At 72.3% G+C, this 14,484-nt stretch carries 15 protein-coding genes; 3 read left to right on the forward strand and 12 right to left on the reverse strand.

Annotated elements, in window-relative coordinates; all coding sequences use genetic code 11:
- Nucleotides 1–34: 34 nt before the first annotated feature.
- The 5 genes from araA to HD601_RS09920 all read right to left on the reverse strand — a co-directional run bounded on the left by araA (nt 35) and on the right by HD601_RS09920 (nt 5,693).
- On the reverse strand, nt 35–1,543 hold the full coding sequence (araA, locus tag HD601_RS09900; protein WP_221440770.1) for an L-arabinose isomerase: 1,509 nt from the start codon (nt 1,541–1,543) through the stop codon (nt 35–37).
- Nucleotides 1,544–1,571: 28 nt separating this feature from the next.
- Nucleotides 1,572–2,228: an L-ribulose-5-phosphate 4-epimerase gene (locus HD601_RS09905; protein ID WP_184821435.1), complete on the reverse strand. Its 657-nt coding sequence runs from the start codon at nt 2,226–2,228 to the stop codon at nt 1,572–1,574.
- Nucleotides 2,225–3,895: a ribulokinase gene (araB, locus tag HD601_RS09910; protein WP_221440772.1), complete on the reverse strand. Its 1,671-nt coding sequence runs from the start codon at nt 3,893–3,895 to the stop codon at nt 2,225–2,227. The genes HD601_RS09905 and araB overlap by 4 nt, the downstream gene beginning before the upstream one ends.
- A 55-nt stretch (nt 3,896–3,950) precedes the next feature.
- Nucleotides 3,951–4,988, reverse strand: a complete 1,038-nt coding sequence (locus tag HD601_RS09915) for a LacI family DNA-binding transcriptional regulator (RefSeq protein ID WP_184821437.1) — start codon at nt 4,986–4,988, stop codon at nt 3,951–3,953.
- A gap of 63 nt (nt 4,989–5,051) precedes the next feature.
- Nucleotides 5,052–5,693 carry a TetR family transcriptional regulator gene (locus HD601_RS09920; RefSeq protein WP_221440774.1) on the reverse strand — a complete coding sequence of 214 codons (642 nt, stop codon included), beginning with the start codon at nt 5,691–5,693 and terminating at the stop codon, nt 5,052–5,054.
- 31 nt (nt 5,694–5,724) lie between these two features.
- On the opposite strand from HD601_RS09920, the gene HD601_RS09925 reads away from it, so the two are divergent.
- Nucleotides 5,725–6,351: an FMN-dependent NADH-azoreductase gene (locus HD601_RS09925; protein ID WP_184821441.1), complete on the forward strand. Its 627-nt coding sequence runs from the start codon at nt 5,725–5,727 to the stop codon at nt 6,349–6,351.
- 3 nt (nt 6,352–6,354) lie between these two features.
- On the opposite strand, the gene HD601_RS09930 is transcribed toward HD601_RS09925, so the two are convergent.
- Entirely contained in the window at nt 6,355–7,218 is an 864-nt protein-coding gene (locus HD601_RS09930) for an Fpg/Nei family DNA glycosylase (RefSeq protein WP_184821444.1), read from the reverse strand.
- A 4-nt stretch (nt 7,219–7,222) separates the two neighbouring features.
- Nucleotides 7,223–7,936, reverse strand: a complete 714-nt coding sequence (gene aat / locus HD601_RS09935) for a leucyl/phenylalanyl-tRNA--protein transferase (RefSeq protein ID WP_184821446.1) — start codon at nt 7,934–7,936, stop codon at nt 7,223–7,225.
- A gap of 85 nt (nt 7,937–8,021) precedes the next feature.
- Here aat and HD601_RS09940 point away from each other — a divergent pair, with 85 nt between their 5' ends.
- A complete protein-coding gene (locus tag HD601_RS09940; protein WP_184821448.1) occupies nt 8,022–8,714 on the forward strand; it encodes an EcsC family protein in 693 nt (230 codons plus the stop codon).
- Between the two features lie 114 nt (nt 8,715–8,828).
- On the opposite strand, the gene HD601_RS09945 is transcribed toward HD601_RS09940, so the two are convergent.
- Nucleotides 8,829–9,389 (reverse strand): hypothetical protein, encoded by a 561-nt coding sequence (locus HD601_RS09945; RefSeq protein WP_184821450.1) that lies wholly within the window; start codon nt 9,387–9,389, stop codon nt 8,829–8,831.
- Nucleotides 9,390–9,478: 89 nt separating this feature from the next.
- Nucleotides 9,479–10,267: an Fpg/Nei family DNA glycosylase gene (locus HD601_RS09950; protein WP_184821452.1), complete on the reverse strand. Its 789-nt coding sequence runs from the start codon at nt 10,265–10,267 to the stop codon at nt 9,479–9,481.
- 80 nt (nt 10,268–10,347) lie between these two features.
- On the opposite strand from HD601_RS09950, the gene HD601_RS09955 reads away from it, so the two are divergent.
- A complete protein-coding gene (locus HD601_RS09955; RefSeq protein ID WP_184821453.1) occupies nt 10,348–10,671 on the forward strand; it encodes a hypothetical protein in 324 nt (107 codons plus the stop codon).
- Nucleotides 10,672–10,686: 15 nt separating this feature from the next.
- Here the strand turns inward: HD601_RS09955 and HD601_RS09960 are convergent, their stop codons facing one another.
- The 3 genes from HD601_RS09960 to HD601_RS09970 form a co-directional block, all read right to left on the reverse strand.
- Entirely contained in the window at nt 10,687–11,160 is a 474-nt protein-coding gene (locus HD601_RS09960; protein ID WP_184821455.1) for a methylated-DNA--[protein]-cysteine S-methyltransferase, read from the reverse strand.
- A gap of 10 nt (nt 11,161–11,170) precedes the next feature.
- Complete coding sequence (locus HD601_RS09965) at nt 11,171–12,610, reverse strand: DNA-3-methyladenine glycosylase 2 family protein (RefSeq protein WP_184821456.1); 1,440 nt, start codon at nt 12,608–12,610, stop codon at nt 11,171–11,173.
- Nucleotides 12,611–12,893: 283 nt separating this feature from the next.
- Nucleotides 12,894–14,426 (reverse strand): UDP-N-acetylglucosamine 1-carboxyvinyltransferase, encoded by a 1,533-nt coding sequence (locus HD601_RS09970; RefSeq protein ID WP_184821457.1) that lies wholly within the window; start codon nt 14,424–14,426, stop codon nt 12,894–12,896.
- Between the last annotated feature and the right edge of the window lie 58 nt (nt 14,427–14,484).

Genomic DNA, 14,484 nt, shown 5'->3' on the forward strand with positions numbered 1-14,484 from the left:
CGTCAGCGCGGCGACGAGCGGCCCCAGCGGTCGATCAGAAGCCCTGGGCCAGCCGGTGGTAGGCCTGGTTCCAGCGCAGCTCGTTGCGGAACTGACGGGCCGTCGTGTCGGCGTCGATGACCAGCAGCTCGGTGCGGACCATGTCGGCGAAAAGGGACAGCACGTCCGAGCCGATCGCCTGCGACAGGACGGTGTGGTGCGGGCCGCCGGCGGTCAGCCAGGCCTCCGCTGACGTCGACAGGCTCGGCCGAGGCTTCCAGACGGCGCGCGCCACCGGCAGGTTCGGCAGCGGCTCGTCCGGCGGCACGACGTCGATCTCGTTGGCGACCAGCCGGAACCGGTCGCCGACGTCGGCCAGCCCGACCACGACGGCCGGGCCGGGGGCGGCGTCGAACACCAGCCGGACCGGGTCCTCGCGGTTGCCGATGCCCAGCGGATGGATCTCGCACGACGGCGTCGCCCCGGCGATGGACGGGCAGACCTCGAGCATGTGCGCCCCGAGGATCTTCGGCTCGCCCGGCCCGAAGTGGTACGTGTAGTCCTCCATGAACGACGTGCCGCCCGGCAGCCCGGCGGCCATGGTCTTGAGCGTCCGGACCATGACCGACGTCTTCCAGTCGCCCTCGCCGCCGAAGCCGTAGCCGTCGGCCATGAGCCGCTGGACCGCGAGGCCGGGGAGCTGGCGCAGCCCGCCGAGGTCCTCGAAGTTCGTGGTGAAGGCCCGGAACCCGCCCTGCGTCAGGAACGAGCGCAGGCCGGCCTCGATGCGCGCGGCGTAGCGCAGCGACTCGTGCCGGTCGCCGTCTTTGCGCAGCTCCGGCGCGAGGGCGTAGGTGTCCTCGTACTCGGCGGCCAGCGCGTCGACCTCGGCGTCGCTGGCGTCGTCGACCACCGCCACGAGGTCGTTGACGCCGTAGGTGTTGACGGAGACGCCGAGGCGCAGCTGCGCCTCGACCTTGTCGCCCTCGGTGACGGCGACGTCGCGCATGTTGTCGCCGAAGCGTGCGAGCTTCAGCTGGTGCACCTCGGTGTAGCCGATGGCGGCGCGCACCCAGTCGGCCACGCGGCTCACCACGCCGGGGTCGCTGACGTGGCCGGCGACGGTCGAGCGGGCGACACCGAGCCGGGCCTGGATGTAGCCGAACTCGCGGTCGCCGTGCGCGGCCTGGTTGAGGTTCATGAAGTCCATGTCGAGCTCGGCCCACGGCAGCGACCGGTTCGCCTGCGTGTGCAGGTGCAGCAGCGGCGTGCGCAGCGCGTCGAGGCCGGCGATCCACATCTTCGCCGGCGAGAACGTGTGCATCCAGGCGATCAGCCCGACGCAGGAGTCGTCCGCGTTGGCCTCGAGCGCGACGCGGCGGATCGCGTCGGCCGAGGTGAGCACCGGCTTCCACACCACGCGCACTGGGATGTCGCCGGCCTCGTCGAGGGCGCGGGCGACCTCCTGAGACTGCTCGGCCACCTGTCGCAGCGTGTCCTCGCCGTACAGCCCCTGACTACCGGTCAGGAACCAGACTTCGCGCTGACCGAACACGTCGTCCATCGTCATCTCCTCGTGGGGGGTCGCCGGGTCACTGCCCGTAGACGTTCTGGTACCGGTCGTACAGCCGGTCGATGTCCTCGGCCGGGATCGGCAGAGGTTCGCCGAGCTGCCGGGCGATGTGCACCGTCCTGGCCACGTCCTCGCACATCACGGCCGCCTTGACGGCCGCGCGGGCGTCCTTGCCGATGGTGAAGACGCCGTGATTCTGCATGAGCACCGCGGGCGAGCGGTGCCCCGTCAGGGTCTCGACGATGCCGCGGCCGATGGAGTCGTCGCCGATGAGGGCGAACGGGCCGACCGGGATCTCGCCGCCGAACTCGTCGGCCATGGCCGTCAGGACGCACGGGATCGGCTCGGCCCGCGCCGCCCACGCCGTCGCGTAGGTCGAGTGCGTGTGCACCTGACCGCCGACCTCCGGCAGGTTCCGGTAGACGTAGGCGTGCGCGTCGGTGTCGCTCGACGACGACAGCTCGCCGTCGACGAGCTTGCCGTCGAGGTCGCAGACGACGATCGCCTCCGGTGTGAGCTCGTCGTAGCTCACACCGGACGCCTTGATGACGAACAGGTCCTCGCCCGGCACCCGGCCGGACACGTTGCCCGAGGTCCAGGTGACCAGCTGGTTGCGGGTCAGCTCCGCGTGCAGGTCGCAGACCTTGCGGCGCAGCTCCGCGAACGCGAGCGTCATCGGGCCACCGCCGCGCGCTTGATCGCCCGGAGCCGGTGCATGACGTCGTTGCCGCCGCGGCCGAAGTAGTCGTGCAGCGTCACGTACTCGGCGTAGAGCGCGTCGTAGGCCTTCGCGCGGTCGGGGTCGGGCTGGAAGACCCCGCGCTCGACGTTGCCCATGGCGGCCGCGCCGGCCCGGACGTCGGGGTAGGCGCCCGCCGCGACCGCGGCGTGGATGGCCGAGCCGAGCGCCGGGCCCTGCTCGGAGCCGATGACGCTGAGCGCCAGCCCGGTGACGTCGGCGTAGATCTGCATGATCAGCCGGTTCTTCAGCAGCCCGCCGGCGATGATCAGCTCGGTCACCTCGACGCCGGAGGCGTTGAACGTGTCGATGATGGTGCGGGTGCCGAACGCCGTCGCCTCGATGAGCGCGCGGTAGACGTCCTCGGGCTTCGTGGCCAGCGTCTGGCCGACGACCACGCCGGACAGCTCGTGGTCGACCAGCACCGAGCGGTTGCCGCTCTGCCAGTCCAGCGCGATCAGCCCGTGCTCGCCGACCTGCTGCGCCGCCGCCAGCTCGGTGAGGTAGTCGTGGACGCTCTGGCCGCGCTGGGCGGCCTCGGCGGCGTAGCTCGCGGGGACGGAGCTGTCGACGAACCAGCCGAAGATGTCGCCGACGCCGCTCTGCCCGGCCTCGTAGCCCTGCAGCCCGGCGATGATGCCGCCGTCGACGACGCCACACATGCCCGGCACCTCGCGCAGCACGTCGCCGTTCATGACGTGGCAGGTCGACGTGCCCATGATCGCGACCATCTGGCCCGGCTCGACCGCCTGGGCGGCCGGCGCCGTCACGTGCGCGTCGACGTTGCCGACGGCGACGGCGATGCCCTCGGGCAGCCCGGTCCACTGCGCGGCCTGCGCCGTCAGCCCGCCGGCGCGGTCGCCGAGCTGGCCGATGGGCTGGTCCAGCTTGTCCTCGACGAACCCGGCGAACTCCGGGTTCAGCGCGGCCAGGAACTCGCGCGACGGGTAGCCGCCGTCCTGACGGATGCCCTTGTAGCCGGCGGTGCAGGCGTTGCGGACATAGGTGCCGCAGAGCTGCCAGACGATCCAGTCGGCGGCCTCGACCCAGCGCTCGGTGGCCGCGTAGACCTCCGGGTCTTCCTCGAGCAGCTGCAGGCCCTTGGCGAACTCCCACTCCGAGGAGATCAGCCCGCCGTAGCGCGGCAGCCAGGACTCGCCGCGCTCGGCCGCCAGCGTGTTGATGCGGTCGGCGTGCGACTGGGCGGCGTGGTGCTTCCACAGCTTGATGTAGGCGTGCTTGCGACCGGCGAACTGCGGTAGCTCGTTCAGCGGCGTGCCGTCGGCCAGCGTCGGGACCATGGTGCAGGCGGTGAAGTCGGTGGCGATGCCGATGACGTTCGCCGGGTCGACGCCGGCCTCGGCCACGGCCTGCGGGACCGCCGTCTTCAGCACGTCGATGTAGTCCGACGGGACCTGCAGCGCCCAGTCCGGTGGCAGCCGCTCGCCGGTGCCGGGCAGCTCGCGGTCGACGACGCCGTGTGTGTACGCGTGGACGGCGCTGCCGAGCTCCGCGCCGTCGGAGACGCGGACCACCACGGCCCGTCCGGACAGCGTTCCGTAGTCGACGCCGACGACCACCGCGTCGCCGTTGTTATCGCTCACAATGTCTCCTCGGGGCGGTTCTTTCCGATGCTGCGCATTATCGTCCGGTCGGGTCTCAGGCGGTGGCCGCAGGGGCCGTCGTGCTGCTGCGGATGACGAGTGCCGGCGGGACGACGATGCGCTCCGCCTCCGTCCGGGGGCCGGTGTCGATGAGGTCGAGCAGCAGCGCGATGCTCTTGTGACCCACCTCGGCGAAGTCCTGGCGCACCGTGGTCAGGGGCGGCGTGAGGAACTCCGACTCCGGGATGTCGTCGAAGCCGACGATGCTGACGTCGTGCGGCACCCTGACGCCGGCCTCGTGCAGCGCACGCAGCAGGCCGAGCGCCATCTGGTCGTTGGCGACGAAGACCGCGGTGGCGCGGCCGGCCCGGGCCTCGGCGGCGATGTGCCGGCCCGCCTCGTAGCCCGAGCGCGGGCTCCAGTCGCCCTCGACGACCGGCGGGACCTCGGCCCCGGCGGACTCAAGCGCAGCCCGCCAGCCGTCACGGCGGCCCTCGGCCTCGAGCCAGTCGACCGGCCCGGCGACGTGCCAGACGGTGCGGTGCCCGAGGTCGAGCAGGTGCTGTGTGGCCAGCTCGGCGCCGTGCATCTGGTCGACGGCGACGACGGGCATGCCGCCGGCCTCGCCGCCCTCGACCGCGACCACGGGGACGGTGCCCTCGAGCGCGGAGACGGCGGCCGCGGCCTCGACCTGCGGCGCGATGGCGATCAGCCCGTCGACCGCCTGTGCGGCGAGGTAGTCCAGAGCCTCGCCGACGGTCTTGCGGTTGATGGTCTTGAGGCTGACGATGCTGATGAAGTAGCCGGCGTCGCGGGCGGCCTGTTCGAGCCCGAACAGCGTGCTGGCCGGCCCGTACAGCGTGGTGTCGAACGCGACGACGCCGAGGGTGTTGGTGCGCCGGGTCACCAGCGCGCGGGCCGACAGGTTGCGCCGGTACCCGAGCTCCTGGATGGCGGCGAGGACGCGGTCGCGGGTGGTCGGGCGGACGTTGGGGTGGTGGTTGAGGACGCGGGACACCGTCTGGTGCGAGACGCCCGCGATCCGCGCGACGTCGGCCATGACCGGGCTCCGGCCGGCCGTCCCATGCGTCATACCCACCCCTTCTCACCTTGTCGGCAGCGTGCTGTGAACGCTAACAAATCCACCCGTTCCGCGCTAGACGAGCAGACCGGCGACGACGGTGTGCGCTGCGGCCCGGGCACGCTCGGCGCCGAGCTCGGCCACGACCGCGCGCAGGTGCTCGGCGGCCAGCGGCGCGAGGACGGCGTGCGCCAGCGCCTCCGCGTCGCCGCCGGGTGCGGCGGCCGTGAGCAGCAGCGCGACGTGCCGATGCCAGAACCGGTACGCCCCGATCCGGTAGCGCGCGCCCGGCGAGGCCGTCTCGGACATCCGCAGCAGGTCGAGATGGGCCAGCGCGTAGTCGAGGTAGGCGTCCACGAAGGCGGCCAGGCGGTCACCGGGGCTGACGCCGTCGTCGCTCAGGGGGCCGGGGCCGAGCGGCGCCGGGCCGGACAGGATCGCCTCCTGGAGTTCGCGCTCCCGCTCGTCCAGCAGGGCGACCGCCAGCCCGGCCTTGTCGCCGAACCGGCGGAACACCGTGCCCTTGCCCACGCCGGCGGCGGCCGCGACGGCGTCCATCGTCACGCCGTCGACGCCCTGGGCCGCGAAGAGCCGGGCGGCCGCGTCGAGCACGGCGACCCGGTTGCGGGCGGCGTCGGCCCGCTCGTGCGGTGGCGTGGAGCGCAGCTCGACCAGCGCGGAATAAGCGGACCGTGGTCCGGTCTTATCACTGGACACGAACCGGACTGTAGTCCAGAAAGGACCGCCCATGTCGTCCCTGCTGCATCTCTCCGCCTCGCCCCGCGGCACCGCCTCGGAATCGCTGGACCTGGCGAACGACTTCGTCGCCGCCTACCGGGAGGCCCACCCGGACCACGCCGTCACCCGGTGGGACCTGTGGGACGGCACGCTGCCGGAGTTCGGCCCGACGGCGGCGCACGCCAAGATGGCGGTTTTCGGCGGGCAGGACCTCGACGCCGCGCAGCGCGAGGTGTGGCAGCACGTCACAGCCGCGTTCGCCCGCTTCGACGCCGCCGACCACTACCTGTTCAGTGTCCCGATGTGGAACCACGGCGTGCCGTACGTGCTCAAGCAGTTCATCGACGTCGTGAGCCAGCCCGGCCTGGTGTTCGCGTTCGACCCGGCCGACGGCTACCGGGGACTGCTGCGCGGCAAGAAGGCGGTCATCGTCTACACGAGCGCCGTGTACGCGCCCGGCCGCGGCCCGGCGTTCGGTGCGGACTTCCAGACCTCGTACCTGGAGGGCTGGCTGCGCTGGGCCGGCGTGGACGACGTCCGGACGATCGAGCTGCGGCCCGACGCGACGACGGGCGACGTGGCCGCCGGGCGGGCCACCGCGAGACGGCAGGCGCGCGCCGTCGCCGCCGGGCTGTGACGGTTACTTGAGCAGCTTGGACATGCGCCGGTCGGCGAGGATCTTGCCGCCGGTCTGGCAGGTGGCGCAGTACTGCAGCGAGGAGTCGGCGAAGGACACCTCGCGGACGACGTCGCCGCAGACCGGGCAGGTCTCGCCCGTGCGGCCGTGCACCCGCATGTTGGTGCGCTTGCTGTCCTTGAGGTCCTTGGCGGCGAGTCCCTCGGCCCGCTTCAGCGCCGTCGTCAGCTCGTCGATGATGACGGCGTGCAGGTTCGCCACGCCGTCGGCGTCGAGGGCGGACGACGGCTGGAACGGCGACAGCTTCGCGGCGTGCAGCACCTCGTCGGAGTAGGCGTTGCCGATGCCGGCGATGACCGCCTGGTCGCGCAGGACGCCCTTGATCTGGGCCCGGCCGGCCTTCGTGAGGATCTGCTGCAGGCGGTCGATGGTGAACTCGTCGGAGAGCGGGTCGACGCCGAGGCGGGCGATGCCGGGCACGTCGGCGGGGTCGCGCACCACGTAGACCGCCAGCCGCTTGCGGGTGCCGGCCTCGGTGAGGTCGAAGCCGGACTCGTCGTCGAGGTGGACGCGCAGCGCGAGCGGCCCGCTGCCCGGCTTGGGCGGCTTCGGCGAGAGCGCGTCGCTCCAGCGCAGCCAGCCGGCCCGGGCGAGGTGGATGACGAGGTGCACGCCGTCGCAGTCGAGGTCGACGAATTTGCCGTGGCGGCTCACGCTGGTGACGGTGAGCCCGCCGAGCGCCGTGAGGGGCGGGTCGAAGGTCTTGAGCACGCTGATGGCGGCGACGTCGACGCGAGCGACGGTCTTGCCCACGGCCTTCTCGCGCAGGAAGGCGGCGAGCGCTTCGACCTCCGGCAGTTCCGGCATGGGTTCAGTGTGCCCTGTGCGCGGCGCGTTCGGCGAACGCCGGGGGGAGCGGCAGCTCGAGGGCGCGGCGCAGCCGGCTGAGGTACTCGGGCCGCGGGATCTCGACGACGCCGAGGCTGGCGAGGTGGCGCGTACCCCACTGCACGTCGAGCAGCCGGCCGACGGGGTGTTCGGCGCGCATGATCTCGACCAGCGCGACGAGGGCGACCTTGGAGGCGTCGCGGCCCCACCGCTGGCGCGCGTGGAACATCGACTCGCCCGCGAACAGCCCGCCGATCGCGACGCCGTAGAGCCCGCCGGCCAACCGGCCGTCGGCGGTCCACGCCTCGACGGAGTGCGCCCAGCCGAGCCGGTGCAGCCGCTCGTAGGCCTTGCGGATGTCGTCGCTGATCCAGGCGCCCGGCCGGGTGGGGTCGGCGCACGCCTCGATGACGTCGTGGAAGGCGGTGTCGACGCGCACCTCGAACCTGTGGGTCGACTGCCGCAGCGACCGCGACACCTTGAGCCCGCCCATGGGCAGCACGCCGCGCGGGTTCGGCGACCACCAGGCGAGGTCGGTGGCGCGGCCGAGAAGTTGGTCGACCGGCATGGGGAACAGGCCGTTGCGGTACGCCGCCAGCAGCGTCCCCGGCTCGAGATCGGCGCCGAACGCGACGAGGTCGTCGTCGCCGGACGTGCTCGGCAGCTCCCATCGCGTCGGCGGTGGCTCGACGGGCACAGGCCCTCCTTCCGGCACCGTCACGACTACTGCGGTCCTTCGTCAGCGTAATCCGATCGCGGGCGCGCGCACGTACAGTGGAGGCATGGGTGTGCGACGGACCATCGGTACCTGGGCGGGCACGACCGCGGCGCGCCGGGCCGCGCCCCTCGTGGCCGCGCGTGGTGCGAACCAGTTCATGTCCCGGGCCATCGAGGGCTTCCCCGGTTTCCCGGGTGCACGCGAGATCGCCCGCCGGCACCTCGACAAGCGCGGCGACGTCGAGCTCGCCATCCGCGACGTCGTCGAGCAGCACGTCCGGCTGGCCGGCGTGCAGGGTTTCGTCACCAACGTCGGCGGCGTCGTCGCCATGCCGGTGACGGTCCCCGCCAACATCGCCGGCATCGCCATCCTGCACCTGCGCATGGCCGCCGCCATCGCGCACCTGCGCGGCTACGACCTCGCCGACCCCCGGGTCCGCACGGCGGCGCTCGTCACTCTGCTCGGCCGCGACGGCGTCGAGGAGTCGCTGCGCGGGCGCGACCTCCCGGGCCGGCCGTTCGACATCGCCACCGGCATCAACGAGCCCGACCCCGCGGTCGTCGAGCGCGCGGTCGCCGCCGTCACGTCGCAGCTGGTGGCCCGCATCGGCGGCAAGCACGCGACGCTGGCCCTGGTGCGCCGGGTGCCGCTGGTCGGCGGCGCGGTCGCCGCGGGCATCGACGCCTTCTCGACCTACGCGATCGGCAAGTTCGCCGGCCGCGAGTTCCCCTCCAACGTCACCGTCGAGCGCGCCTGACACTCGGGCCAGATCGAGGGGCATACGCTATTCTGTAAGCAAGCTGACCGCTTCGGAGCGGTCGGAAGTAGGGCCGAGGAACCCGGGGTATACCGGGGCCTCGGCCTCGCGCTTTCAGTCGACCTCGATGCGGTGCTCGGTCACTCCATCCGCGATGATCAGCTTGTACTGAGGCTCACCGGCCTCGGCAGCGCCGACGGCACCAGCGACCAGGTCCGCTACCCAAAGCAGCGGCTCATTGACGGCGTGCTCGTGCTCGACGCGGATCTCACTGATCAGGTGGGCGGCACGAAACGCGCGCACCGCTGCGATGTCTCGTCCGTCACTCACCGGGTCGCGCGACTCCAGCCAGGCGTGCTCGACACCTTGGTTCTCGAGCTGGGTCAGCAGCTCGTGGAGGCACTTGCGGCGGGCGCGTTCCTGCCGTCGCGGATCGATCCCGGCACCCACGACCACGAGGTGGTTCAGGCGTAGCCCGAGGACGAAGGCCGCTGCCTTGCGCCGGTCGGCAGGAACTTGGTCACGCCAGTGGAATCGTGGCTGGGAACCCTTGCCGAGCAGACGCGCCTCCACACGCACCGACGTCATGTCGGCCTCGTCGATCAGGAGCGCGGCAAGGACGTACACGTTCGCCGACGTCCGAATGGATTCGTCGGCGAAGGCATGGAGGGGCATGCGGCAGCAAACCTTTCGGTCACGTGACGAGCCCCCTCGTCTTCCCCAGAAAGGTTATGGCGTTCAGGTCCCGGGCCGCATCTCGGCGGTCAGGGAGCCGGCTGGCAGCGCGGGCACCAGAAGCTGACCCGGTCCTGCGGCGCGGTGCCGATGGAGCCGGTGCGGATCGGGGTGCCGCACTTCCAGCACGGCCGCCGCGCCCGGCGGTACACCCAGTGCTGCCTGCCCGGCCGCGGATCGCCGGTCGTCACCTGGCGGCGGGTCTCGATGCCCGCGTGCAGCAGCCGGTGCGCGTCGTCGACGAGCGCCGGAAGGTCCGCCACCGCGGAGACCGGCGCGTACGGCGACACCGCGGCCAGGAAGCACAGCTCGGCCATGTACATGTTGCCGATGCCGGCCAGCACCCGCTGGTCCAGCAGCGCCTCGCCGACGGGCCGCGACGGAGTGCGCAGCAGCCGCGCCAGCGCCTCGTCCGCGGACCAGTCCGCCCCGAGCAGATCCGGGCCGAGGTGGCCGACGACGGTGGACTCGTCGGACGTGCGGATCAGTTCGACGACGGGGAGCCGGTAGCCGACCGCCTCGCGCTTCGCCGTCGCCAGCACGACCCGGATCTGGAACACCGGCCCGCCACGCCATGGCTGCCCGGCGCCGAACACCCGCCAGGCGCCGTCCATGCGCAGATGCGTGTGCAACGTCAGCTCGCCGCTGATCCGGGTGAGCAGGTGCTTGCCGCGCGCCACCGACTCGACCACCGTGCGCCCGGAGAGGTTGGTCGTGGCCAGCCGCGGCACCCGGAAGTCGGTGCGGACCAGGACGTCGCCGGCCAGCGCGTCGTGCAGCCTCCGGGTGGCGAGCCAGACGGTGTCGCCTTCGGGCATGCCTCACCCTCGCACACGACACCGACAAACCCCTCGTCAAGCCGGACCAGGCTGGCTACGATGCTGGTCAGGAGCCCACCATGGAGTCGCATTTCCACGACCTCACCCGGGCGTTGCGCAGGCGCTGGCCCGGTGGCCGGTCCGCGCCCGTCGTCATGGCCGACCCGTTCGAGACGCTTACCGTCCAGCTCCGCCTCACCCGCGTCGTCGGCGAGATCCGCCGGCTCGAGCGCGACCAGGGCCGCTGGGCGCGAGCCCATCACCTGGCCGCGGCCACCCGCGCGTACGACGACCTGCTGGCCGACGCCGCGCGGCTGGCCGGGCTGCCGCTTCCCGACGCGCCGCCCGCGATCCGGCGGCTGATGATCGAGAGCGCCCTCAGGCACGACGGCTGGGAGTGGTGACGGGCGCCGACGGCGTCAGCGTGCGGTGACCTCGAGGTCCAGCAGCGCCCGCTTGCGCTCCAGACCCCAGGCGTACCCCGTCAGCACGCCGGACGAGCCGACCACGCGGTGGCAGGGGACGATGACGGAGATCGGGTTGCGGCCGTTCGCGGCGCCCACCGCACGCGACGCCGTCGGGCGGCCCAGCTGCTCGGCGATCTCGCGGTAGCTGCGGGTCTCGCCGTACGGGATCGCCCGCAGCGCCGCCCAGACCTGCTGCTGGAACGGGGTGCCGACGGGGTTGAGCGGCAGCGAGAACTCCCGCAGCTCGCCGGCGAAGTACGCGGCCAGCTGCTCGCGGGCCGCGGCGAACGAGGTGTCGTCCTCGACCCAGCCGGGCAGGTCGAGCACAGCGGGCCGCTCCATGTAGAGGCCGGTCAGCGCGGTTCCGTCGCCGGTGAGCCAGAGCGTGCCGACGGGGCTGTCGATGGTGGTCCAGTACGTGGTCATGATCTGCCTTTCAGAGGGTGGACCAGACATGCAGCAGCGCGTACGAGCGCCACGGCCGCCAGTTCTCGGCCAGGTCGGCGACCGCCCGCGGATCGGACGGCAGCCCGAGCCCGGCCATGGCGTGCTTGACGCCGAGGTCGGTGGGAAGGAAGACATCGGGATCGGCGAGCGCCCGCATGCGCACGTAGCGAGCCGTCCACGGGCCGATGCCGGGCACGTCGAGCAGCTGCCGCTCGGCCTCGTCGCGGTCGACGCCGGGATCGAGGCGGAGGCTGCAGTCGGCCAGCCGGCTGGTCAGCTCGTGCAGCGTGCGCTGCCGGCTGCGTGGCATGGGGAACGACGACGGGTCGACGGAGGCCAGGACGGACGCCGTCGGGAACGCATGGGTGACGGTGCCGACCGGCGCGTCCAGCGGCTTGCCGTGCTCGGCCACCAGCCGGCCGGCGACGGTGCGCGCCGCCAGCACGGAGATCTGCTGGCCCAGCACCCCGCGGACCGCGAGCTCGTCGCCGTCGACGGTGCCCGGGACCCGCCGCCCCGGGTGCGCGGCCACCAGCGGGCCGAGCGCGGGGTCGGCGCCGAGCAGGTCGTCGACGGCCTGGGGGTCGGCGTCGAGGTCCAGCACCCGGCGGCAGCGGGCCACCGCCGCCGTCAGGTCGCGCGGGTCGGCCAGCCGGAGCGTCGCCTGCACGTAGCCGTCCCGCGGCGTCAGCTCGGCGACCCCCGTGCCGTGCGGCAGCGTCAGGCTGCGCCGGTAGGTGTCGCCGTCGACCTCCTCGATGCCGGGCACCGCCCGCGGCGCCAGGAAGTCGAGCACGCCGCGGAGGTCGGCCGGCTGCCGGTAGGCCAGCCGCAGTTCGATGGTGCCCGGGGTCTTGTGCCGGCCGGCCCGGCGCGCTCTGCCGCGCAGCTCGCTCGGCGTAAGCGCGTAGACCTCGCGGATCGTGTCGTTGAACTGGCGGATGCTCGAGAACCCGGCGGCGAAGCCGATCTCGGTGACCGGCAGCTCGGTGGTCTCGAGGAGCACCCGCGCCGTGTGCGCGCGCTGCGACCGCGCCAGCCGCAGCGGGCCGGCGCCGACCTCCTCGACCAGCGTCCGGTGCACCTGGCGCTCGCTGTAGCCCAGCCGGCCCGCGAGCCCCGCCACGCCGTCGCGGTCGACGACGCCGTCGGCGATCAGGCGCATCGCCCGGCCGACGACGTCGGCGCGGACGTTCCACTCCGCCGAGCCCGGCGTCGCGTCGGGCCGGCAGCGCCGGCAGGCCCGGAAGCCGGCCGTCTGCGCCTGCGCGGCGGTGCGGTAGAAGTGCACGTTCTGGCGCTTCGGGGTCATGGCCGGGCAGCTCGGGCGGCAGTAGATGCCGGTCGAGGTGACGCCGATGTAGAAGACACCGTCGAATCGGGCGTCGCGGCCCTGAACTGCGCGGTAACACGCCTCTTCATCCAGCATGCGTCCAGTCTCACCCGCCGGAGGCTCCGGTTTCTAGCGGGAATCGGACATGACCGTTCGAGGCGTTGCCGGCCGGCCGGGACGGCGGCGGGGCCAGGGCGTGACGGCGCCCTGACCCCTCGCGGTGTCGCGTCGGGTGCGTCCTACCAGCCAGGCGAGGTGACCTCCCGGCGACGGCACCGCGCCCCTCACCCGTCCCCCGTTGAACGGGGTGAGGTGGCACGCCACGTGGGGGTAAGTGCCCAGCCGCGCCCGGTTGTGACACGGAATCGGAAGAAATCGGTCAGATGTCGCGGAACGCCTCGATGCGGGCGCCGAGCACGGACAGCCGGGCGGCCAGGTCCTCGTAGCCGCGGTTGATGACGTACACGTTGCGCAGCACCGACGTGCCCTTCGCGGCCATCATCGCCAGCAGCACCACGACGGCCGGACGCAGCGCCGGCGGGCAGATGATCTCCGTCCCGGACCACCGCGTCGGACCCTCGACCAGCACCCGGTGCGGGTCGAGCAGCGTGACGTTGCCGCCGAGCTTCGTCAGCTCGGTGAGGTAGATGGCGCGGTTCTCGTAGACCCAGTCGTGGATCATCGTCTGGCCGTTGGCCGTGGCCGCGATGAGCGCGAAGAACGGCAGGTTGTCGATGTTCAGGCCGGGGAACGGCATCGGGTGGATCTTGTCGTGCGGCGCGCGCAGGTTCGACGGGCGCACCGTGAGGTCGACCAGGCGCGTCTCGCCGTTCGCCGCGACGTACTCGCCGCTGCGGTCGTAGTCGAGACCCATCTCTTCGAGCAGCGCGAGCTCGATCTCGAGGAACTCGATGGGCGCCCGGCGCACCGTGATCTCCGAGCCCGTGACGATGGCGGCGGCCAGCAGGCTCATCGCCTCGATCGGGTCCTCGGACGGCGCGTAGTCGACGTCGACGTCGATCTCGGAACGCCCGTGCACCGTCAGCGTCGTGGTGCCGATGCCCTCGATGCGCACGCCGAGGCGGGTCAGGAAGAAACAGAGGTCCTGGACCATGTAGTTGGAGCTGGCGTTGCGGATGACGGTGACGCCCTCGTCGCGCGCGGCCGCCATGAGGGCGTTCTCGGTGACGGTGTCGCCGCGCTCGATCAGCACGATGGGCCGGTGCGGCGACATCGAGCGGTCGACCTCGGCGTGGTAGTAGCCACCGGTCGCCTTCAGCTCGAGGCCGAACGGGCGCAGCGCGGACATGTGCGGCTCGACAGTGCGGGTGCCGAGGTTGCAGCCCCCGGCGTAGGGCAGCTTGAACCGGACCTCGCGGTGCAGCAGCGGACCGAGGAACATGATGACGCTGCGGGTGCGCCGGGCCGCCTCGACGTCCATGCTGTCGAGGTCGAGCCGCTCGGGCGGCGTGATCTCGAGGTCGCGGCCCCCGCCCAGCCAGCGGGTGCCGATGCCGATGCTCTGCAGCACCTCGATGATGCGGTTGACCTCTTCGATGCGCGCGATGCCGCGCAGGGTGGTCTTGCCCTTGTTCAGCAGACTGGCGCACAGCAGCGCGACGCTGGCGTTCTTGCTGGACCGCACCTCGATGCTGCCGCTGAGCCGCTGCCCGCCGCTGACCCGCAGGTGCACCGGCCCCTGCGGCGGCGCGAGCGACACGATCTGCTTGTCCAGCGACTCGCCGATGCGCGCGATCATCTCGAGGCTCAGGTTCTGCTGTCCGTGCTCGATGCGGTGGATCGCGCTCTGGCTGGTGCCGAGCGCGTCGGCGAGCTGGCTCTGGGTCCAGCCCCGGTGCTGCCGCGAGTCGCGGATCAGCCGCCCGATCTGGCTGCGGTAGTCGTCTGCCACGAGCGGAACGATATCTCAGCCATGAGTTAACGGACGCCACATTCGTCACATTGGTACG

This window comes from Jiangella mangrovi, assembly GCF_014204975.1.
Taxonomy (GTDB): Bacteria; Actinomycetota; Actinomycetes; order Jiangellales; family Jiangellaceae; genus Jiangella; species Jiangella mangrovi.

Bases quoted from the DNA above. Each gene is read 5' to 3' on its own strand.
- HD601_RS09945 (WP_184821450.1), bottom strand. From the start codon at position 9,389: ATGCCCCTCCATGCCTTCGCCGACGAATCCATTCGGACGTCGGCGAAC.
- HD601_RS09955 (WP_184821453.1), top strand. From the start codon at position 10,348: ATGGAGTCGCATTTCCACGACCTCACCCGGGCGTTGCGCAGGCGCTGG.
- HD601_RS09940 (WP_184821448.1), top strand. From the start codon at position 8,022: ATGGGTGTGCGACGGACCATCGGTACCTGGGCGGGCACGACCGCGGCG.
- HD601_RS09930 (WP_184821444.1), bottom strand. From the start codon at position 7,218: ATGCCGGAACTGCCGGAGGTCGAAGCGCTCGCCGCCTTCCTGCGCGAG.
- araA (WP_221440770.1), bottom strand. From the start codon at position 1,543: ATGGACGACGTGTTCGGTCAGCGCGAAGTCTGGTTCCTGACCGGTAGT.
- HD601_RS09960 (WP_184821455.1), bottom strand. From the start codon at position 11,160: ATGACCACGTACTGGACCACCATCGACAGCCCCGTCGGCACGCTCTGG.
- HD601_RS09915 (WP_184821437.1), bottom strand. From the start codon at position 4,988: ATGACGCATGGGACGGCCGGCCGGAGCCCGGTCATGGCCGACGTCGCG.
- HD601_RS09925 (WP_184821441.1), top strand. From the start codon at position 5,725: ATGTCGTCCCTGCTGCATCTCTCCGCCTCGCCCCGCGGCACCGCCTCG.
- HD601_RS09905 (WP_184821435.1), bottom strand. From the start codon at position 2,228: ATGACGCTCGCGTTCGCGGAGCTGCGCCGCAAGGTCTGCGACCTGCAC.
- HD601_RS09950 (WP_184821452.1), bottom strand. From the start codon at position 10,267: ATGCCCGAAGGCGACACCGTCTGGCTCGCCACCCGGAGGCTGCACGAC.
- HD601_RS09965 (WP_184821456.1), bottom strand. From the start codon at position 12,610: ATGCTGGATGAAGAGGCGTGTTACCGCGCAGTTCAGGGCCGCGACGCC.